The following is a 19,723-nucleotide window of genomic DNA, read 5'->3' as shown; positions in this document are numbered from 1 at the left end:
TCCGGCGCCTTGCCGTGGCGGGCGCCGCCCTGGCCGCCTGCGCCTTGGCGGCGGCCGCGCTGATGCCGGCCGGCCGGGCCGGCCTCGTGCGCGCCCTGCCCCAGACCGCCCGGCTCTACGCGGCGATCGGCCTGCCGGTGAACCTGCGCGGCCTGACCTTCCGGGACGTCGCCGCCTACCAGGTGCCGGACGCCTCCGGCTCCGGCCGCCTCGTGGTCGAGGGCGACGTCGTGAGCGCCGCCAGGGAGGCGGTGGCGGTGCCCCCGCTCAGCCTCGAATTGCGCGACGACCACGGCCAGGTCGTCTATCGCTGGCGCGCCGAGGCGCCGCGCGAGCGGCTCGAGCCCGAGGAATCCGCCCGCTTCCGGGCCGAGCTGCCCGGGGCCTCGGCGAAGGGCCGTCAGGTGCTGGTCCGCTTTGCCGCGGTTGACAGCCACGATTCTGCAGTCAGCCTGAAGGCTCCGACGAACCCGAAGTGAACCCCGAAGACCGATGACCCCGTCCCTGCCCCGCGTCCGCGTCCTCTTCGACGAATCCGCCATCGCGCAGCGCAACGAGGAGATCGCCCGCGCCATCGCCTCCCAGCCGCTGGAGAACCTCCTGGTGGTGGCGGTGCTCAAGGGCAGCTTCATGTTCGCCGCCGACCTGATCCGTGCCCTGCACCGGGCCGGGCTGGCGCCGCAGGTCGAGTTCATCCACCTGTCGAGCTATCGCGCCGCGACCGTGTCCTCGGGCCAGGTCGCGATCCTGCGCGACGTCGAGAGCGAGGTGCGCGGCCGCGACGTGCTGCTGATCGACGACATCCTCGAATCCGGCCGCACCCTCGTCTACGCCAAGGACCTCCTGATGGCCCGTGGCGCGCGGCGCGTGCTCACCACGGTGCTGCTGGAGAAGCCCGGCAAGCGCGCGGTGACGATGGACGCGGATTACGTCGGCTTCACCTGCCCGGACGTGTTCGTGGTCGGCTACGGCATGGACGTGGCCCACGCCTTCCGGCAGCTCCCCTTCGTCGGCCTCGTCGATTACGGCGACGGCGAGCCGGACCTGTTCGACACAGGTTCGGACGGCACGGCGATCGCCTGAAGCAAATTCCCCCCGGCAACGCCCGGAAGCGATGCGCGATTGCAACGTGGCCTGACCTTGTTGCGCCGCACGCCGGGAAAGCGGAACCCGCGGCGCGAGTCCCGCTTGACCCTGTGGCGTGTGCCCGATCACAGTCATGGTTCCGCGCAGCTTTTCGACCCAGAGAGACGAGAGGACATGGCGCGCATCCTGCTGGTCGACGACGAGGAACCGATCCGCGGCTTCCTGAAGCGCGGGCTGGAGATGGACGGCCACACGGTCGTGACGGCGATCGACGGCAGCGACGGTCTCGACCGGCTGGCCGAGGGTGCCTTCGACCTGATGCTGACCGACATCCGCATGCCGCTGATGGACGGCATCGCCCTGTCGCTCGCGGCCAAGCGCGACTACCCCGACCTGATCATCCTGCTGATGACGGGCTTCGCCGACCAGCGCGAGCGCGCCCGCGGCCTCGACGCGATCGTGGCCGATGTGCTGACGAAGCCCTTCACCCTCGCCGACATGCGCGCCACGGTGTCCCGCACCCTGCGCGCCGCCGGAGCGGTGGTGGCGCGCTGAGGGACCGCTCCCGGATCGGCGGGCGTCGATAGGGGACGGATCCCGGCCGCGCGGGATCGCCCGCGGCCCCGGCGATATCCGTCGCGCGCGGCCGCGCTCCCGTCCGGCCTCGAACCCCGCCGCATCCCTCCTCCTCCATCGGCACGGAGTCGCCCTGGCGTCCGACGAACCCATATCGGGGGCGTACGAACGGGTCAGACCAGGGGAGAAGCCGTCATGGCGACGACGCGCAGCGTGGTGATCACCGAGTTCGGCCCGCCGCAGGTCATGACCCTGCAGAGCCGGGACCTGCCGGCGCCGGGCGCGGGCGAGGCGCAGCTGCGCCAGACCGCGATCGGCTTCAACTTCATCGACGTCTACCAGCGCCGCGGCGCCTACCCGCTCGAGCGGCCGACCGGGCTCGGCTTCGAGGCGGCGGGCGTGGTCGAGGCGGTCGGGCCGGGCGTCGTGGACCTGAAGCCGGGCGACCGGGTCGCCTACATGAATGCCGGGGTCGGTGCCTATGCCGACCGGCGCACCGTGCCGGCGGAGAAGCTGGTGCGGCTGCCCGAGAGCGTGAGCGACGAGGCCGCCGCCTCGCTGCTGTTCAAGGGCATGACGGCGCAGTACCTGCTGCGCAAGACCCATGCGGTGCAGCCGGGCGACCTGCTGCTGGTCCATTCCGCCGCCGGCGGCGTCGGCCAGATCCTGACGCGTTGGGCCACCGCGCTCGGGGCGAAGGTCGTCGGCACCACCGGCTCGCCGGAGAAGCGGGAGGCGGCGCTCGCGGCCGGCTGCGCGGCGGTGATCGATCTCAACCAGCCCGACTGGCCCAAGGCCTTCCTGGAGGCCACCGGCGGCGCCAAGGCCCGGGTGGTCTACGACGCGGTCGGCAAGGACACACTCCTGAAGTCCCTCGACTGCGCCGCGCCGTTCGGCCTCGTCGTGTCGTACGGCGCCGCCTCGGGCCCGTCGCCGGCGATCGATCCGGAACTCCTCAACAAGAAGGGCTGCCTGTTCCTGACACGCCCCTCGGTCTTCCCGCACAACGCCGACCCGGCGACCTTCCGGGCCAACGCCGCCGACCTGTTCGACGCGATCGGCCGCGGCCACGTCGCGGTCGATGTCGGGGCGCGGTTCCCGCTCGAGAAGGTGGTGGAGGCGCACGAGGCGGCGGAGGCGCGCAAGGTCACCGGGGCGATCGTGCTGGTGCCGTGAGGCACCACCCGTGCTCGAGACCCGGGGGGCTCGCTCGTCCTGTCCGCGACCTCGTCCCGAGGTACCGCGCAGCGACCTCGAAGGAGGGCTCCAGGGATCGCGGAGACTTCTGGAGCCCTCCTTCGAGGTCAGCCCATCTTCGATGGGCCAACACCTCAGGATGAGGTTGAGGGTAGGACGAATGCGGGATGACCGCGCCCCTCAGTTCATCCACCAGATCGCCGCGTTGAGCGCCGTCGCGTAGGACACCCAGGCGGCGTAGGGCACGAGGACCAGGGCCGCGAGCCGGTCGAGGGGCAGGACGAGCCGGATCGTCCACAGGATCATGATCAGCAGGGCGACCACCACGACGAGGCCGCCGGCCGGGTCGTGGCGGGCGAAGAAGACCGGCGTCCAGGCGCCGTTGAGGGCGAGCTGGACGAAGAACGCCCACAGGGCGAGGGTGCGGGTGCGCCGCAGCGACCCCGTGGCGGGGGCGGTGCCGAGCAGGCGCCAGCCCGAGAATGCGATCAGCGCGTAGAGGATCGTCCAGGCGACGGGAAACAGCCAGTTCGGCGGCGTGAAGCCCGGCTTGGCGAGGCCCGCATACCAGGTCGGGATGTTGGGCGAGGTCGCCAGGCTGCCCACCACCGCGACCGCGGCGACGGGCACGATCGCCGCGGCGAGGCGCGGCAGGGGCGACAGGATGGGCCGGGCGGGCTCCGGGTGAGGCAGCGTTGCGGTGGGCGGCATCTCGGGCTCGGGTGCTATACCGGGATGGAGGTTGCGCGCCGGCACCGGTTCTGCAAGGGCGGCGGGGGAGCAAAACGTCCCTGTTGTCCCCTGGAGCCCCGGCATGAGCAGCGCCCCGCGCCACTGGTCGAAGAAGAGCCTCGCCGCGCAGGCATTGGGCCATGTCGACCCGATCACGAAGGCGGTGGTGCCGCCGATCCACGTCGCCACCACCTACATCCGCGACCCCGACAACCAGTATTCCTCCGGCTACGTCTACGGCCGGCCCGACAACGCCACGGTGCGCGAGGCGGAGGCCGTGATCGCGATGCTGGAGGAGGCTGAGGCCGGCGCGCTGCTGTTTTCCTCCGGCATGGCCGCCGCCACGGCGGTGTTCGGCGCCCTCGATCCCGGCGACCACATCGTGGCGCCGACCGTGATGTACTGGGCCCTGCGCCGCTGGCTGACCGAGGAAGCGACCCGCTGGGGCCTCAAGGTCGATTTCGTCGCCACCGACGACCTCGACGCCCTCAAGGCGGCGGTGCGGCCCGGCCAGACCAAGCTCGTCTGGCTCGAGACCCCGTCGAACCCGCTCTGGACCGTCACCGACATCGCGGGCGCGGCCGAGATCGCGCATGCGGCCGGCGCCCGGCTCGCGGTCGATTCCACCGCCAGCTCGCCGGTGGTGACCCGGCCGCTGTCGCTCGGCGCCGACGTGGTGATGCACGCCGCCACCAAGGTGCTCAACGGCCATTCCGACGTCATCGCGGGTGCCCTCGCCGGCGCCAGGGCGGACGAGTTCTGGGCCCGGATCCAGCGCATCCGCTCGGGCAACGGCGCGATCCTCGGGCCCTTCGAGGCCTACCTCTTGATGCGGGGCATGCGCACGCTCCACGTCCGCATCGCCACCCAGATGGCGAACGCCGCCGAGCTGGCGCAGCGCCTGTCCGCCCACCCCGCCGTGGCCCAGGTGCTGTATCCCGGCCTGGCGACGCATCCCGGCCACGCCGTGGCGGCGCGCCAGATGACCGGCTTTGGCACGATGCTGTCGATCCGGGTGGCCGGCGGCGAGGCGGCGGCGATCGCGACGGCGGCCCGGGTGGCCCTGTGGAAGCGCGCGACCTCGCTCGGCGGCGTCGAGAGCCTGATCGAGCACCGCGCCTCGATCGAGGGTCCGACCACCCCCTGCCCGCCGGACCTGCTGCGCCTCTCGGTCGGCATCGAGGACGTCGACGACCTCTTCGCCGACCTCGACCAGGCCCTGCGCCAGGACTGAGGAGGCGAGCGACAGGAACGGACGCGCCGACGACGGGAGCTTCTTGCGATCTCGGCGCGTTGAACCGGCGAAGCTTTTTCTTCTCCGGCCCCGTGGAGACCGATCATGCCCGCCGCCCTGCCCTTCGCGCTTCTCGGCGCGCATCTCGTCCTCGTCGCGGCGGACGGTCCGCCGCGGCTCGACATCGAGCACACCTGCAACTCGCCCGGCCGCTCCTCGGTGAGCCAGGAGGCCGGCTCCGACGGCTGCCTGCGCTCCGAGCGTTCGGCGGGCGACGAGCTGCGCAAGCGCTGGGGCCAGTTCTCCGGCCCGGCCAAGACCCAGTGCTCGCAGCAATCGCGCGCCGGCGGCTTTCCGAGCTACGTCGAGATGCTGACCTGCCTCGAGCTCGCCAGCGGCGCCGTGCCGGTGACGAGCCCCACCAACCGCGCCACCGTCGGCCAGGGCAGTCCCGCCACCACCGGCAGCGTCCGCGGCCGCCCGCAGGAGCGCGCCGACAGCCTCACCGCCGAGCCCTCGCCGAGCCAGCGCACCGACCCGCTCAAGGTGCTGGGCAAGTAGAGGCCCGGGGTCGCGCGAGACCGGGCTGGCAAGGTCCGGCCCGGTGCGATGGAAGGCGTTGCCGACATCGGCAACGCTGGAGCGTTTTCCGACGAAGTGGAAACCAGTTCGTCGCAGAAAATGCGACAGAACAAAGACCTAGAGAGCTTCGCGATTGCAACGCGATCGTGACGTACTCTAGGAAGCGCACCTTCCCGGTCCGCGATCGGGCGCTTCTCAGATCTCCCGCGCCCGCGACGCCTTCGCGTCGTCGGTGGCGGTGGCGAGCCAGACCGGGGCCTCGCCGCGCACCGGCGGGCGTGCCGGGAGCGGCGGCGCGGCGCGGGCGGCGGCGAGGTCGCGCAGCTCCGGCGCCTGGGCGGTATCGTCGATCGTGAGGAAGAGGCCGCGCCGGCGCGCCGCATAGCCGTAATCGGCCCGGCTGGTCAGCACGCTGAGCGCCGGGCTGCCGAGGAGGCCGAGGGCGACGGGGGCCATCCAGAGGGCGAGGAGCGGGTCGCCGGCATAGACGAGCGCCGCCGCGAGCAACCCGCCGGCCACTAGCGCGTCGGCCTGGAGGCGGCAGGCCTCGGACCACGGCACCCGGCGGTCGTCGCGGGCCTGGGTCTCCCAGCGCACCACCCTTCCGGCGAAGGTCGAGAGCACGGCACCGGCGTTGAACAGGGTGAGGACCGGCCAGAGCAGCACCCAGAGCGCCTGCTCCAGGGCCGCGCCGATAAGGAGCCGGCGCGTACCCCCGAAGGCGGCGCGGCGCTCCGGCGACAGGAGGACGTGGCCGAGGCTGAGGAGCTTCGGCAGCGCCAGCACGGCGACGCTCAGGGCCGCCAGCACCGCCGCCGCCGGCCCCTCGCCGGTGAGGCCGTAGGCCAGCAGCCCGAGATCGCCGCTGCGGATCGCCTGCCAGGTGCCCAGCGCCAGGAAGGCGACCCAGACCGGCGAGGCGAGGTAGGACAGGATGCCGGCGCCGAGGTGCCAGCGGCTGCCCGCGGTGAGGCCCGGCATTCCGATCACGCCGAGATGCTGCAGGTTGCCCTGGCACCAGCGCCGCTCGCGGCCGAGGAGATCGGTGAGGTTGGTGGGCATCTCCTCCCAGGTGCCGGGCTCCTCCGGCAAGAGGCGCAGCTCCCAGCCGGCCCGGCGCAGGAACGCGCCCTCCACCGTGTCGTGGCACAGGATCTCGCCGCCGAGCGGCGCCCGGCCGGGCAGCACCGGCAGCTCGGCATTGGCCGCGAAGGCGGCGATGCGTAGGATGGCATTGTGGCCCCAGTAGCCGCCGTCCGGTCCCTGCCAGGTCTCGAGCGCCCTGATCGAGAGCGGCGCGTAGAGCCGCACGGCGAACTGCTGGATGCGGGCAAACAGCGTGTCGCGCCCGGCGGCGTAGCTGACCGTCTGGATCAGGCCGACGCGGGGGTTCTCCTCCATCAGCCGCACCAGCCGGCGCATGGCGGCACCGGTCATCAGGCTGTCGGCGTCGAGCACGATCATGAAGTCGTAGGCGTGACCGTAGGTCTCGCAGAACTCGCCGATATTGCCGGCCTTGCGCCCGGTATTGTCCTGGCGGCGGCGGTAGCGGATCGCCGGCAGGCCGGGCCCGGCGATCTCGCGCCAGGCCAGCGCGCGGGCGAGCTCGCGCTCCTCGGCCGCGGCGATCTCCGGGTCGCGGGTGTCGCTGAGGACGAAGATGTCGAGGTCGCGCCCGTCGCCGCCGGCACGGGTGAGGGACCGGGCCATCACCCGGATCGCCGCGAAGACGGCGCCTGCATCCTCGGCGTGGATCGCCACCACGGCCGCGGTGCGGCTGCGCCCGCTCGCCTGCGGCGCGAGGTCGGCGGCCTGCCGCTCCACCGCCGACATCACCCGGGTCCCGAGGCCGGCCGCGATCGCGCCGTAGAGGTACTGCCAGGCGATGTAGGATTGCCAGGCCATCGCCAGGCAGAACAGCCCCAGCACCGCGGCCTCGAGCGGCCCGTCCGGCACGCCGATGCTGGCCGCCGCCGCCGCCGCGAGGGCGAGCGCCGTCGCCACCGTCGGCACGGCGAGGGCCAGGCGCCGCCGGCGCAGGGCGGCGGCCTCCTGCGGGGAAGCGGGATCCGCACCGGGAGCGACCGGCACGGCGTCGTGCGACGGAGGAGCGAGGGACATGGAGGGCGCGTGAACTCGGTGACGGGACTCGGTGCGGGAACTCGCTGAGGAACCGGCGCGGGAGGCGGCTCTCGGTGCCGTGGCTGCGCTATCCCGCTGGTGGTCATGGAGCAATCGGTCTGAATGACGCCAGAACGATGACGCCGGGCCGCGCGTCGCGTTTCCCGGATACCACCGAGACATCCCGTCGGCGGGCCGGCAGCGTCGCCCGGGCCGGGGCGCGGATCCTCGTCGCGCACCGGACCGCGTTCGGGCCGCAGGCCGCGCACCCGGCGGATCGGCTTGCCAGGCGTCCGGGCTCCCCCGCGTCCGGGCGTCTCGCGGTCTCCTCGGGTCGCCACCACGCGCGAAACGTAATTCGGTTCCCGAAGAACGCCCGCTTCCGCCGCATGGTGACGACACGGCCATGCATCACCGTCATGGCAACGGAGCCTCTGGTATCATTCGTTTAACTGCATTCGGGCGAAAAGGCCTTGTCGTCCCGAGCGGCCCCGCCACCTTCGTCGATCGTTGTCTTCCGTATCAGCGATGCCCGTTCCCGGTTCAGGACGCCCGCTTTGAGAATCGCCCTCGTCAACCCGACCTGGAGCTTCGGAAGCAGCCTGTGCGTCGCATGCCCCTCGCCCCAACGGCTCGACGCCCGACGGGGGCGGACGCCCGGGGAACCGGGCCCCTCGCACGGCCGCCCTCATTCCTGCACCTTTTGCGCCGAGACCGGTTCCGGGGACGCCGACCGGCGGCACGCGCCGCCGCCCCTGGAGGAGATCGACCGGTTGATCGCGCACGGCGCAACCCGCCTCGACGAGGTCGTCCCGCGCGCCCCACGGGTCGCGCTCTGCGCCTGCGTCCGGGCCGACGATCCCGTGCGTCTCCGCCCGTCCTCGCCGTATGACCGCCGCCCGTGGCGCGCGCGGGACGGCAGGGCCCGGAAGGGCGCGCGCGTCCCTCACCGCGGTCGGTTCGACCGCTCCGGTGACATCCCGTCGGCAGCGCCGGCCCCGTTGCGCGAGTTGGAGGCGGTATGCTGCCCAGCCTGACGGTCCCGGCCGGACGCCCCCTCCCCCACCGGGGGGCGCCCGTCCTCCACCTGTTCATGACGGTCGATGCGGTGGGCGGCATCTGGCAATACGGGCTCGACCTCGCCGAGGAAATGACGCGCCGGGGCGTCGCCGTCACCCTGGCGGTGCTCGGCCCCGAGCCGAGCCAGGACCAGATGCGGGCGGCCCGTGCCATCCGGGGTCTCGACCTGCGCCCGCTGGGCGTCAGCCTCGACTGGACCGCGCTCACCCGCCGCGAGGTCGAGGCTGCCGCCGCCATCGTCGCCCGCGAGGCCGAGCGGGCGGGCGCCGACCTGATCCACCTCAACAGCCCGGCGCTCGCCGCGCTCGCCGAGTTCTGCGCGCCCGTGATCGCGGTGGCGCATGCCTGCGTGGCGACCTGGTGGGCGGCGATGCGCCCCGGCCCGCTGCCGCCGGACCTCGCCTGGCGGGCGAACCTCGTCGCCGAGGGCTACCGCCGGGTCGACGCGCTGCTCAGCCCCACCCGCGCCTTCGCGGAGGCCACCGCCGCGACCTACGGGATCAGCCCGCCCCGCGTGGTGCCGAACGGCCGGCGCAAGCCCGCCGACCGCGGCCAGCGCACCCCGGCGGGAGCCGCCGCCTCGCCCTTCGCCTTCACGGCCGGCCGGCTCTGGGACGAGGGCAAGAACGCCCGCACCCTCGACCGGGCCGCCGCCCGGATGCGTCTGCCGCTCCTCGCCGCCGGTGACCTGAAGGGCCCGAACGCGGCGCAATTCGCGCCCGAGCACCTGCGCTCCCTCGGCCGGCTCAGCGACCAGGACGTGGCGCGCTGGCTCGCCGGTTCGCCGATCTACGCCTCCGCCGCCCGCTACGAGCCCTTCGGCCTCGGCGTTCTGGAGGCCGCGAGCGCCGGTTGCGCCCTGGTGCTCTCCGACATCCCGACCTTCCGCGAATTGTGGGACGAGGCCGCGATCTTCATCGCGCCCGACGACGATGCGGGCTTCGCCCACGCCATCGAGATGGTGGCGGCCGATCCCGCGATCCGCACGCGCCTCGGCGCCGAGGCGCGGGCGCGGGCCGAGACCTACACGGTCGAGGCGATGACGGCGGGCGTCCTCGAAGCCTATCGGGCCGTGCTCACCGGCCCGCCTCTGCGGGCCGGGATGCCGGCCTGAGGATCGGCGCCTTCACGTCGTCCCTCCGCCCGTGCCGAACCCGCGGCGACGCCCCTATCCCGCGTGGCTGCGCGCAGCGGGGGCGGACCCCGCGACGGTGGCGGAGCGGATGAACGGCGTCCCGTAGACCTCGCCCCTTCCCGCTCTCCGGGGGTCTCGGGCCGCGGGATCCGTGAACAGGCTCAATCGCCTGTCGGAAGGTGTCCGACCCGGACCAGCAGGTTCGCCATCAGGGCGATCCGCGGCCCCAGGCTCGCCAGGTTCAGGTGCTCGTCGTGCGCGTGCAGCCCGGCCCCGCAGGGCCCGAGCCCGTCGAGGGTCGGCCGGCCGAGGGCGCCGGTGAAGTTGCCGTCCGAGCCGCCGCCCGACACCTCCGGCGAGACCGCGATCCCGAGCTCCGCCGCGATGGCCTGCGCGGCCCCGTAGAGCGCCCGGTCGCCCGGGCCGGTGCGCCAGAGCGGGCGCTCGCTCGCAAGCTCGATCGCCAGGCGGTCGTCGGCCTCCCCGGCGACGATCCGCAGGATCTCGTCCCGCCGCGCGTCGTCGGCGGCCACGCACAGCATCTCGGCCGCGGCACGCTCGGGCACGCAATTGACCCAGAGCCCGCCGCCGATCACCCCGACGCTGAGGCTCGCGCCCGGGACGCTGCGGCCCTCCAGCGCCACGACCGCGCGGGCGAGGCGATGGATCGCCGAATCGCCCCGGGCGGGGTCGCGCCCGGCATGGGCGGGCCGGCCGGTCGCGGCCAGCGCGAAGCGCAGGATGGCGTGGCGGCCGACGACGAGGCCGCCATTGTCGCGGGCGGGCTCGGGCACCAGGATGCAGGCCGCCTCCCGCGCCCGCGCCTCGATCAGTCCGCGGGAGCGCGGCGAGCCGATCTCCTCGTCCGTGGTGATCAGGACCTCGACTGGCCGCGGGAGGTGCGGCTCGGCCCGTCGGAGCGCCTCGAGCGCCAGCACGATCCCGCCCTTCATGTCGAGGATGCCGGGCCCGAAGGCGCGGCTTCCCTCGATCCGCCACGGGTTGGCGGCGAGCTCGCCGACCGGGTGGACGGTGTCGAGATGGCCGAGGATCAGGATCGGCGGACCGTCGAGCGTCCCGCCCCGGTCGTAGGTCGCCCGCACGGCGCCGGCCGCGGCGAGGTCGGCGGTCTCGGGCGCCACCGCGAGGCCGTCGGCGGCGAGCTCGGCGCGCATCAGGGCGAGCCCGGCAGCGAGCGCCTCGGGCGCGTAGCTCGGCGTCTCGCACAGGACAAGACGGCGCAGGCGGTCGAGGGCGGGGGCGAGGTCCGCCGGATCGGGGACGGGGATCACCGGAAGGGGACTCATGACCGCAACGCGGTGGCGGCGTGCGCGGCGATGTCGGCATGGGTGGCGAACCACACGTCGCCCTTGGCCTTGGCGGCGCGGATCAGCTCCTCGACGATCCACAGCCGCGAGCGGTAGCCGATGATGTGCGGGTGCATGGTGAGCTGGAACAACCCGCCCTCGCGGTAGGCGCCCTCGAACTCGCGCATGAAGATCGCCAGCACGTCCTCGGGCCCGATATGCGGGCGCAGGCCCTCGAACCGGCTCATCATGAAGTAGGGCGCGTCGTCCCGGATCCACTCGACCGGGACCTCGACGATGCCGGTCGGCGCGCCGTCCTCCATCAGCTCGTAGCAGGTGTCGTCGGCCATCAGGGAGGAATCGTAGAGGAGGCCCATCTCGCGGATGATCGCCAGCGTCGCGTCCGAATAGTCCCAGGACGGGGTGCGCAGGCCGACCGGGCGCGTGCCCGTGATCCGCTCCAGGGCGTCGGCGCTGCGCAGCATCAGGTCGCGCTCGGCCTCGGCCGGCAGGATCGAGTTCAGTTCGTGGATCCAGCCGTGGATGCCGATCTCGTGGCCGGCCGCCACCACGCCGCGCTGCTCGTCGGGGTAGAGCATCGCCACCACCGCCGGCACGTAGAAGCTCGCCGGCACGTCGTGCGCGGCCAACAGCTCGAGGATGCGCGGCATGCCCTGGCGGTGGCCGTACTGGCCCCAGGAGAGGCGGCCCAGCGACTTGCCGCCGTCGCGCAGCTCGTTCGTCTCGTGGTCGACGTCGAAGGAGAGCGCTACGGCGCACCGCTTGCCGTCGGGCCAGGCCGGCGCCAGGCTGCGCCCGGCCCGGACCTTGGCGACGCGCCGGCGCCAGTGGTCCTCGGGCCATTGCCAGGGCTTGAGGTCGGTGGAAGAGGGGGCGGTCATGGGGGCGGTCATGGGGGCGGTCATGGGGACGTCCTCCGGTCAGGCGAGCCGGCTCTTGCCGGTCTCGGGCATGCGCGCGACGACGACGAGCGTGAGGACCGCCATCGGGATCAGGTAGAGGACGCCCGGCGCCAGCGGCGAGCCGGTGACCGCGATGAGCCAGGTGGCGACGAAGGGCGCGAAGCCGCCGAACACCGCGACCGCGAGCGTGTAGCCGATCGACATCCAGGTCGAGCGCAGGTGGCTCGGGAACATCTCGGAGATCGCCGCCGGGCCGGGGCCGGAATAGAGGGCGACGATCAACCCGAACACGACCTGGATCGACATCACCGTCAGGAAGCCCGCCCCGCCGGCGATGATCCGGAACAGCGGGTAGGACAGCAGGATCGCCGCGACCGCGCTCGCGATCAGGAGCGGCTTGCGGCCGACCCGGTCCGAGACGTGGCCGAAGACCGGCACCGCCAGCACCATCGCGACGAGGCCGATCGTGTTCGACCACAGGGCCTGCGAGGCGGTGAGCGCGCCGAACTTCTGGGTGAAGGTCGGCATGTAGGAGAGCAGCATGTAGTACGACACGGTCCAGAAGATCGTGAAGCCGAAGGCGCGCAGGCCGAGCCGCGGGCCGCTCTCTTGCGCGGGCGCGACCGGCGCGGCGTCCTTCCGGGCCACCTGATCCTCGAAGACTGGCGTCTCATCGACGCTGCGGCGGATCAGGATGCCGACGACGAGGAGCGAGGCGCCGAGGAGGAACGGGATCCGCCAGCCCCAGGCCAGCATCGCCTCCGGGGTCAGGAGCGAGGTGAGGAGCGCGGCGACGCCCGAGCCGAGGAGGATGCCGGACGCGGTGCTGACCTGCTGGAACGAGCCGAACAGGCCGCGCCGGCCCTCCGGCGCCCACTCGATGATGAAGGCCGTCGAGGCGCCCCACTCGCCGCCCGCCGCGATGCCCTGGAGGATGCGCAGGGCGACGAGCAGCGCCGGGGCCGCGATCCCGATCTGGGCGTAGGTCGGCAGCAGGCCCAGCCCGATCGTGCCGAGCGCCATCATCAGGAGCGTGAGGACGAGCGCGACCTTGCGCCCGCGCCGGTCGCCGAGCCGGCCGATCACCGCGCCGCCGAAGGGGCGGGCCAGGAAGCCAACGCCGTAGGCCGCGAAGGTCGCGAGCAGCGAGGCGGTGGGATCGCTCGACGGGAAGAACGCCGCCGAGATCGCCCCGGCCAGGAAGGCGTAGACCCCGAAATCGTACCATTCGAGCATGTTGCCGATGCAGGCGGCGGCGATCGCCCGCCGCGCCCGCGGGTCGATCCCCGCGCGCACCTGCCCCGCTCCGATCGTCGCGACCGTGCCGTCCATCCGGTTCCCCGCGCGTCCGTATTGCCATGCAATACGCTGCATTGCATCTTATGCTGGTTCAAGGGACGACACGATGTCAACGGATGTCAGCGGCGAAACCGCGCGAAGCCGATTGTTTGTTCATTCGGTCGAAAAATGCTTCAGCGTCCTCGAAGCATTCCACGGCGTTCGCGCCCTGTCCTTGCAGGAGATCAGCGAGCGCAGCGGTCACGACAAGAGTACGTGCCAGCGCATGGTGCACACGCTGGCGCAGCTCGGCTATCTCGACCAATGCGCGACGACCCGGCGCTACGCCCTGGCGGATCGGGTGCTCGACCTGAGCTACGCCTTCCTGCGCCACCATCCGCTGATCGAGCGGGCGACCCCGATCCTGATGGACCTGCGCCGGACCTGCGACGCGCGGGTGGACCTCAGCCTCTTCTCGCAATCGTCGCTGGTCTACGCGCTCCGGCTGCAGGCGCGGGCCGAGCACTATTACACCAACCTGGTCGGGCGCCGGATCCCGCTCTTCTGCAGTGCCGGCGGGCGCGCGGTGCTGGCCGTCCTCGCGGAACCGGAGGCCCGCGCCCTGGTGACGGCGGAGGACCGCCGGCCGCTGACCCGCTTCACCCGCACCGGGATCGAGGACGTGATGACGGCGGTGGCGGAGGCGCGGTGCGACGGCTACGCGGTCGCCGCCCACGAGGTGATCGAGGACGAGGTTGTGGTCGCGGTGGCGCTCACCGACGCGGCGCGGCGGCCGTTCGGCGCCCTGCACGTCGCCGGCGAGGCCGGGCGCTGGGGCGACCCGGACGAGATCGCCCGGATCCTGCCGGGGCTGATGCGCGCCGCCGCGCTGGTGGGCGGCGCGCCGGCCTGACCCTCAGTAGATCGCCGGCTCGGGCACCGGAGCGCCGTACTCGGTGCGCAGGAAGTCGAAGTCGCAGCCCTCGTCCGCCTGCTGGATGTGGCGCGAGAACATCACGCCGTAGCCGCGCTCGTAGCGGGGCGCCGGCGGGGTCCAGGCGGCGCGCCTCTGTGCCAGCTCCTCGTCCGACACCTCCATGCGGATCGCCCTCGCCTCGACGTCGACGCTGACGATGTCGCCGGTGCGCAGGAGCGCCAGGGGCCCCCCGACGAAGGATTCGGGCGCGACGTGGAGCACGCAGGCGCCGTAGCTGGTGCCGCTCATCCGCGCATCCGACAGGCGCAGCATGTCGCGGTGACCCTCCTTAAGGAGCTTCTTCGGCATCGGCAGCATGCCCCATTCGGGCATGCCCGGCCCGCCCTGCGGCCCGGCATTGCGCAGCACGAGCACGTGGTCGGCGGTGACGTCGAGATTCTCGTCGTCGATCGCGCGTTTCAGGGACGGGTAATCGTCGAAGACGAGCGCCGGGCCGGAATGCTTGAGGAAGCGCTGGTCCATCGCCGCCGGCTTGATGACGCAGCCGCTTGGCGCGAGGTTGCCCTTCAGCACCGCCAGCGAGCCCTGGCCGTAGACCGGGTTCGACAGCGGCCGGATGACGTCGGCATTGTGGACCTTCGCGCCCTCGATCACCTCGCCGAGCGTCCGGCCGCTCACCGTCAGGCAGTCGAGGTGCAGGTGCTCGCGGATCTCGTTCATCAGCGCGCGGATGCCGCCGGCGTAGAAGAAGTCTTCCATCAGGTAGGTGTTGCCGCTCGGCCGCACGTTGCCGATCACCGGCACGATGCGGCTGTAGCGCTCGAAATCGTCGAGGCCGATGGCGTGGCCGGCCCGGCGCGCCATGGCGATCAGGTGGATGATGGCGTTGGTCGAGCAGCCCATCGCCATGGCGACCGCGATCGCGTTCTCGTAGGCCTCCCGGGTCTGGATCCGCTGCGGGGTCAGGTCCTCCCACACCATGTCGACGATGCGCCGGCCGGATTCTGAGGAGAGGCGGATATGGCCGGCATCCGCCGCCGGAATCGACGAGCCGCCGGGCAGCACCATGCCGACGGCTTCCGCGATCGCCGTCATGGTCGAGGCGGTGCCCATGGTCATGCAGGTGCCGTAGGACCGGGCGATGCCGCCCTCGATCCCGAGCCAGTCCTGGTCGGTGATCTTGCCGGCGCGGAGTTCATCCCAGTACTTCCAGCTGTCGGAGCCGGAGCCCAGCACCTTGCCCTGCCAGTTGCCGCGCAGCATCGGCCCGGCGGGAATGTAGATCGCCGGCAGGTTCATGCTGGTGGCGCCGAGAAGCAGGCCCGGCGTGGACTTGTCGCAGCCGCCCATCAGTACCGCGCCGTCGACCGGGTGGGAGCGCAACAGCTCCTCGGTCTCCATCGCCAGCATGTTGCGGTAGAGCATGGTGGTCGGCTTGACGAAGCTCTCCGAGACCGAGATCGCCGGCAGTTCGACGGGAAAGCCCCCCGCCATCAGGATCCCGCGCTTCACGTCGTCGACGCGATGCTTGAAGTGCGCGTGGCAGGGCTGGAGGTCGGACCAGGTGTTCAGGATCGCGATGACCGGCTTTCCGGTCCACTCCTCGGGCGCGTAGCCCATCTGCATCGCCCGCGAGCGGTGCCCGAAGGAGCGCAGGTCCGCCGGCCCGAACCAGTGGGCGGAGCGCAGGGACGAGGGCTCGCGGCGCACGGCCTGCGGGCCGTCCGGGACGGCACCTGGCTCGAGTTCGGGCGGGGGGAGCGGATCGCGGGCCATCTTTTTCCAGGCTCCTGTCGGTATTCGACGTTACGTGACGGACCGCACGCCCTGACCCCTCCCCCGCAGAGGGGGGAGGGGTCAGGGCGGCGTGCTCGTCAGTGCTAGTGCTGCAGACCCCACTTCTGCACCGTCCGCCGCTCCAGCGTGCGGAAGATCAGGTTCTCGACCACGAGGCCGATGATGATCACGGTCAGCAGGCCGGCGAAGACGGCCGGGATGTCGAGGAGGTTGCGGTTCTCGAAGATGAACCAGCCGAGGCCGCCGGCTCCCGACGACACGCCGAAGACGAGCTCGGCGGCGATGAGCGTGCGCCAGGCGAAGGCCCAGCCGATCTTGAGGCCGGTGAGGATGGAGGGGAACGCTGCCGGGATCAGGATCTTGGTGACGTAGGGCAGGCCCTTCAGCCCGTAGTTGCGCCCGACCATCCGGAGCGTGTTCGAGACGCCGCGAAAGCCCGAATGGGTGTTGAGCGCCACCGCCCACAACACCGAGTGGATCAGCACGAAGACCAGGCTGCCGTTGCCCAACCCGAACCAGATCAGCGCCAGCGGCAGGAGCGCGATGGCCGGCAGGGGATTGAACATCGCCGTCATCGTCTCGAGGAAGTCGGTGCCGATGCGGGTCGAGATCGCCACCATGGTCAGCGTCGCGGCGAGCAGGATGCCGGCGACGTAGCCCATCAGCAGCACCTTGATCGAGGTGAGCGCCCGGTTCGGGATCGTGCCGTCGAGGGTCTGCTGCCACAGCGTCGTGACGGTGTCGGAGAAGGTCGGGAACAGCAGCGGATTGTCGAGGAAGCGGGCGTAGATCTCCCAGACCAGCGCCAGCACGACGATGATCACCGTCTTGCGCACGAAGCCGCTGTTCCAGAGGATCTCGGCGGTGCCGAGCTGGCGCTCGACCGCGCCGTCGGCGGCGGGCGCCGCCTCGCTCATGATGATGCGGGCCGGCCTCGGGGAGCCTGTCGTGACGCTCGTCGTGCTGCTCATGGGGGTGCCTCCTCGACGATCGGTCAGTGGTGGGCGGGCTCGTCGGAAAAAAGCAGGTCGTGGATCTGCTGCTCGAGCTGGCCGGCGCTGCCGTCCTGGGCCGAGACCTTGTCGACGTCGCGCACCTCGGCCTTGACCCGGCCCGGATGGGGCGAGAGCAGGAGGATGCGATTGCCGATCTTGATCGCCTCGGCGATCGAGTGGGTGACGAAGAGCACCGTGAACTTCGTTTCCTCCCAGAGCTGCAGGAGTTCGTCCTGGCAGGTGCGCCGGGTGAGCGCGTCGAGCGCCGCGAAGGGCTCGTCCATCAGGAGGATGTCGGGCTCCATCGCCATGCCGCGGGCGATCGCCACGCGCTGCTTCATGCCGCCCGAGAGGGTGTGGGGGTAGCTGTCGATGGCCCGCGTCAGGCCGACCTTCTCGATATAGGCCCGCGCCCGCTCCTCCGCCGCGCGGCGGGACATCTTGCGCGCGTTGAGGAGCGGGAAGGTGACGTTCTCCAGCACCGTCTTCCAGGGCAGGAGCTGGTCGAACTCCTGAAACACCATCATCCGGTCGGCGCCGGGCTCCTTGACCACCCGGTCCTTGATGCGGATCTCGCCCTCGCTCGGATGCAGGTAGCCGCCCACCGCCTTGAGCAAGGTGGACTTGCCGCAGCCCGACGGCCCGAGCAGCACGAAGCGGTCCGAGGTCTCGACCTGGAAGCTGACGCGCTCGGTCGCGGTGACCAGCACGTTGGGGGTCTTGTAGCGGAGCGTGACGCCGCGGACGTCGAGGAGCGCGGTCATGGTGTCGTGTCCTCTCGAACCGGAAGGGCTCAGCTGCCGCTGAGGTCGTGGGCGACCGGCAGATAGTAGTCGGTCCAGGCCTTGGGCTTGGTCCGCAGGGTGCCGATCCGCCCGAGATGCTCGGCAAAGCGCATCGTGCCCTGGGGCTGGAGGTTGAACTCCATCATGCCGGGCTCGGCCAAGTAGCTCAGCAGGTCCTCGACGCTGGTCTTGTCGCCGGTCACCTCGCGGTAGATCTCGACGGCCTTTCGCGTATCCCGGCGGATGAAGGCTTGCGCCTCCTCGGAGGCCGCCCGCACCGCCTGGACGATCTTGGGGTTGGCATCGGCGAACTTGGTGGTGGTGAAGAACTGGCCTTGCGTCAGCGGCCCGCCGATGATGTCGGGCGAGCGCGCCACGATGTGGGCGCCGGGCACGGTGCGCAATTCGACGTACTGGAACGGCGGCGCCGCGAAGTGGGTCTTGATCTCGTGGGTGGGGTTGGCCAGCGCGATCGCCGCATCGGGATGGCCGAGCTGCACCGTGTTGGCGTCGAGCCGGCCGGACTGGTCGGCGCCGTAGGCCTCGCCCGCCGCCATCTGCAGCAGGATCGCCTGCGTCGAGACCTTCACGGTCGGCACCGCGACCTTGTCGCCGGGGCCGATGTCCTTGATCGTCCTGATCTTCGGGTCGCGGCTGACGAGCAGCAGCGGCAGCGCTGAGGTGGCGACGATGCCCTTCACGCCGCCCCGCGTCCGGTCCCACAGCAGCAGCAGGTTGCCGGTGCCGGTATTGACGATGTCGACGTTGCCGGCGAGCAGCGCGTCGGTCTGGCTGCCGCCGCCCGTGAAGGTGAGCCACTTCGTCTTCACGCCCGGCACGCCCAGCCGCTCGGCATGCTTCTCGATCAGCCCCTGCTTCTCGATGACGTGGGTCGGCAGGTAGATGATGCCGGGCTGGCGGGTGATCGCCACGTCGCTCTTCTGCTGCGCCCGCGCCGAGCCGGAGGCGAGCAGACCGGCAGCGAGGAAGCCCGCCGCGAGGGCGCGGCGCGTGGGCGAATGGATCATGAGCGTTCTCCCGAGGCCGCCGCGGGGCGGCGCAGGCCGGCTTGTTGTCGATCGCCGGTCCAGCCCGCTCACTAAAATGGTAATGCATTAGTATGTCAACCCGAGCCGGGTCGTGCTAGGCTGCCGCTAGGGCCGCTCCGGCGGTGCCGGGTCATTGCCGAGTCCGACCGTCATGAACGCCGTCTTCGCCGGTGCGCAGCGCCTCCGCGACCGCTCGCGCCACGCCGCCCCGCAGGTCTTCGACCTCATTCGGGACAAGATCGTCTCGCTCGATCTCGCGCCCGGCACGGTGCTGTCGCGGCCCGAATTGCAGGCGAGCTTCGGCCTCAGCGCCACCCCGATCCGCGATGCGCTCCTGCGGCTCCAGGAGGAGGGGCTGGTCGACATCTTCCCGCAATCCTCGACGGTGGTGAGCCGCATCGATCTCGCGGCCGCCCGCCAGGCGCAGTTCCTGCGCCGCGCCGTGGAGCAGGAGGTCGTGCGCACCCTGGCCCGGGCACCCGACCGGGCGCTGGTGGTACGGCTCCAGGCCTTCGTGGCCGAGCAGGCGCTGTTTGCCGAGGCGGGCGACTTCGCGCGGTTGTCGGCGAGCGACGAGGCGTTTCACCGCGCCCTGTGCGAGGCGGCCGCCGTCCCTGACCTCTGGGACCTGATCCGCCGCCGCAGCGGCCATATCGACCGCCTGCGCCGCCTGCACCTGCCGGTGGAGGGCAAGGCGCAGCAGATCGTGGCCGATCACCAGCGGATCGTGGCGGCGCTCGCCGAGGGTGAGCCGGAGGCCGCCCAGGAGGCTCTTCGCGATCACCTCTCGAAGTCGATTGCGCTGGGCGACGAGATCCGGGCGCGGTGGCCGGCCTATTTCGCCTGAGGCGCGCTCAGAAGAACGCCGCCGGGCTGACGCCGAAGCGAATCCGGTCGTCCGCGCGGTCG

The 19,723-nt window shown here is 71.9% G+C and carries 18 protein-coding genes; 9 read left to right on the top strand and 9 right to left on the bottom strand.

Translation table 11 applies throughout. The annotated features are described in order from the left end of the window. From HPY23_RS27990 to HPY23_RS27975, 4 genes are all read left to right on the top strand, one after another. Window positions 1-479, top strand: a 479-nt coding sequence (locus HPY23_RS27990) for a DUF3426 domain-containing protein (protein ID WP_200649707.1), incomplete at its 5' end; no start/stop codon positions are given. 13 nt (window positions 480-492) lie between these two features. Further along, complete coding sequence (hpt, locus tag HPY23_RS27985) at window positions 493-1,083, top strand: hypoxanthine phosphoribosyltransferase (RefSeq protein WP_060845366.1); 591 nt, start codon at window positions 493-495, stop codon at window positions 1,081-1,083. Window positions 1,084-1,260: 177 nt separating this feature from the next. Next, window positions 1,261-1,641 (top strand): response regulator, encoded by a 381-nt coding sequence (locus HPY23_RS27980; protein ID WP_060845365.1) that lies wholly within the window; start codon window positions 1,261-1,263, stop codon window positions 1,639-1,641. Window positions 1,642-1,857: 216 nt separating this feature from the next. Then, window positions 1,858-2,838 (top strand): quinone oxidoreductase family protein, encoded by a 981-nt coding sequence (locus tag HPY23_RS27975; RefSeq protein WP_091883032.1) that lies wholly within the window; start codon window positions 1,858-1,860, stop codon window positions 2,836-2,838. Window positions 2,839-3,039: 201 nt separating this feature from the next. Here the strand turns inward: HPY23_RS27975 and HPY23_RS27970 are convergent, their stop codons facing one another. Then, the gene (locus HPY23_RS27970; protein ID WP_091883029.1) at window positions 3,040-3,570 is read right to left on the bottom strand and encodes a TspO/MBR family protein; all 531 of its coding nucleotides are present in this window, start codon (window positions 3,568-3,570) and stop codon (window positions 3,040-3,042) included. A gap of 103 nt (window positions 3,571-3,673) precedes the next feature. Here HPY23_RS27970 and HPY23_RS27965 point away from each other — a divergent pair, with 103 nt between their 5' ends. Beyond that, on the top strand, window positions 3,674-4,825 hold the full coding sequence (locus tag HPY23_RS27965) for a trans-sulfuration enzyme family protein (protein ID WP_091883026.1): 1,152 nt from the start codon (window positions 3,674-3,676) through the stop codon (window positions 4,823-4,825). 105 nt (window positions 4,826-4,930) lie between these two features. After that, the gene (locus HPY23_RS27960; protein WP_060845361.1) at window positions 4,931-5,386 is read left to right on the top strand and encodes a hypothetical protein; all 456 of its coding nucleotides are present in this window, start codon (window positions 4,931-4,933) and stop codon (window positions 5,384-5,386) included. 216 nt (window positions 5,387-5,602) lie between these two features. On the opposite strand, the gene mdoH is transcribed toward HPY23_RS27960, so the two are convergent. Beyond that, complete coding sequence (gene mdoH / locus HPY23_RS27955; protein WP_091883023.1) at window positions 5,603-7,528, bottom strand: glucans biosynthesis glucosyltransferase MdoH; 1,926 nt, start codon at window positions 7,526-7,528, stop codon at window positions 5,603-5,605. Between the two features lie 1,021 nt (window positions 7,529-8,549). On the opposite strand from mdoH, the gene HPY23_RS27950 reads away from it, so the two are divergent. Further along, window positions 8,550-9,722 (top strand): glycosyltransferase family 4 protein, encoded by a 1,173-nt coding sequence (locus tag HPY23_RS27950; RefSeq protein ID WP_091883019.1) that lies wholly within the window; start codon window positions 8,550-8,552, stop codon window positions 9,720-9,722. Between the two features lie 182 nt (window positions 9,723-9,904). On the opposite strand, the gene HPY23_RS27945 is transcribed toward HPY23_RS27950, so the two are convergent. Genes HPY23_RS27945 through HPY23_RS27935 form a run of 3 tightly spaced genes read right to left on the bottom strand, consistent with a single transcriptional unit; the run spans window position 9,905 to window position 13,305 of the window. Then, window positions 9,905-11,035 (bottom strand): M20/M25/M40 family metallo-hydrolase, encoded by a 1,131-nt coding sequence (locus HPY23_RS27945; protein WP_091883016.1) that lies wholly within the window; start codon window positions 11,033-11,035, stop codon window positions 9,905-9,907. 11 nt (window positions 11,036-11,046) lie between these two features. Continuing rightward, window positions 11,047-11,976, bottom strand: coding sequence for a polysaccharide deacetylase family protein (locus HPY23_RS27940; protein WP_236012948.1), 930 nt, complete (start codon window positions 11,974-11,976; stop codon window positions 11,047-11,049). Window positions 11,977-11,991: 15 nt separating this feature from the next. After that, the gene (locus HPY23_RS27935; protein WP_091883013.1) at window positions 11,992-13,305 is read right to left on the bottom strand and encodes an MFS transporter; all 1,314 of its coding nucleotides are present in this window, start codon (window positions 13,303-13,305) and stop codon (window positions 11,992-11,994) included. Between HPY23_RS27935 and HPY23_RS27930 the strand changes: the two genes are divergently transcribed. Then, entirely contained in the window at window positions 13,208-14,164 is a 957-nt protein-coding gene (locus HPY23_RS27930; RefSeq protein ID WP_139234886.1) for an IclR family transcriptional regulator domain-containing protein, read from the top strand. The two genes, HPY23_RS27935 and HPY23_RS27930, sit on opposite strands and share 98 nt — an antisense overlap. 3 nt (window positions 14,165-14,167) lie before the next feature. Here HPY23_RS27930 and araD read toward each other — a convergent pair whose 3' ends face one another. The 4 genes from araD to HPY23_RS27910 all read right to left on the bottom strand — a co-directional run bounded on the left by araD (window position 14,168) and on the right by HPY23_RS27910 (window position 18,793). Next, on the bottom strand, window positions 14,168-15,964 hold the full coding sequence (gene araD / locus HPY23_RS27925) for an L-arabinonate dehydratase (RefSeq protein ID WP_091883011.1): 1,797 nt from the start codon (window positions 15,962-15,964) through the stop codon (window positions 14,168-14,170). Between the two features lie 104 nt (window positions 15,965-16,068). Next, complete coding sequence (locus HPY23_RS27920; RefSeq protein ID WP_236012953.1) at window positions 16,069-16,902, bottom strand: ABC transporter permease; 834 nt, start codon at window positions 16,900-16,902, stop codon at window positions 16,069-16,071. 77 nt (window positions 16,903-16,979) lie between these two features. Next, window positions 16,980-17,744 (bottom strand): ABC transporter ATP-binding protein, encoded by a 765-nt coding sequence (locus HPY23_RS27915; RefSeq protein ID WP_091883005.1) that lies wholly within the window; start codon window positions 17,742-17,744, stop codon window positions 16,980-16,982. A 29-nt stretch (window positions 17,745-17,773) separates the two neighbouring features. Beyond that, window positions 17,774-18,793, bottom strand: coding sequence for an ABC transporter substrate-binding protein (locus HPY23_RS27910; RefSeq protein WP_091883002.1), 1,020 nt, complete (start codon window positions 18,791-18,793; stop codon window positions 17,774-17,776). A gap of 172 nt (window positions 18,794-18,965) precedes the next feature. Between HPY23_RS27910 and HPY23_RS27905 the strand changes: the two genes are divergently transcribed. Then, window positions 18,966-19,661: a GntR family transcriptional regulator gene (locus tag HPY23_RS27905; protein ID WP_091882999.1), complete on the top strand. Its 696-nt coding sequence runs from the start codon at window positions 18,966-18,968 to the stop codon at window positions 19,659-19,661. Window positions 19,662-19,723: the final 62 nt, after the last annotated feature.

The sequence above is a fragment of the Methylobacterium ajmalii genome (assembly GCF_016613415.1).
Classification (GTDB): Bacteria; Pseudomonadota; Alphaproteobacteria; order Rhizobiales; family Beijerinckiaceae; genus Methylobacterium; species Methylobacterium ajmalii.
This window is presented reverse-complemented; position numbering and strand designations above follow the sequence as displayed.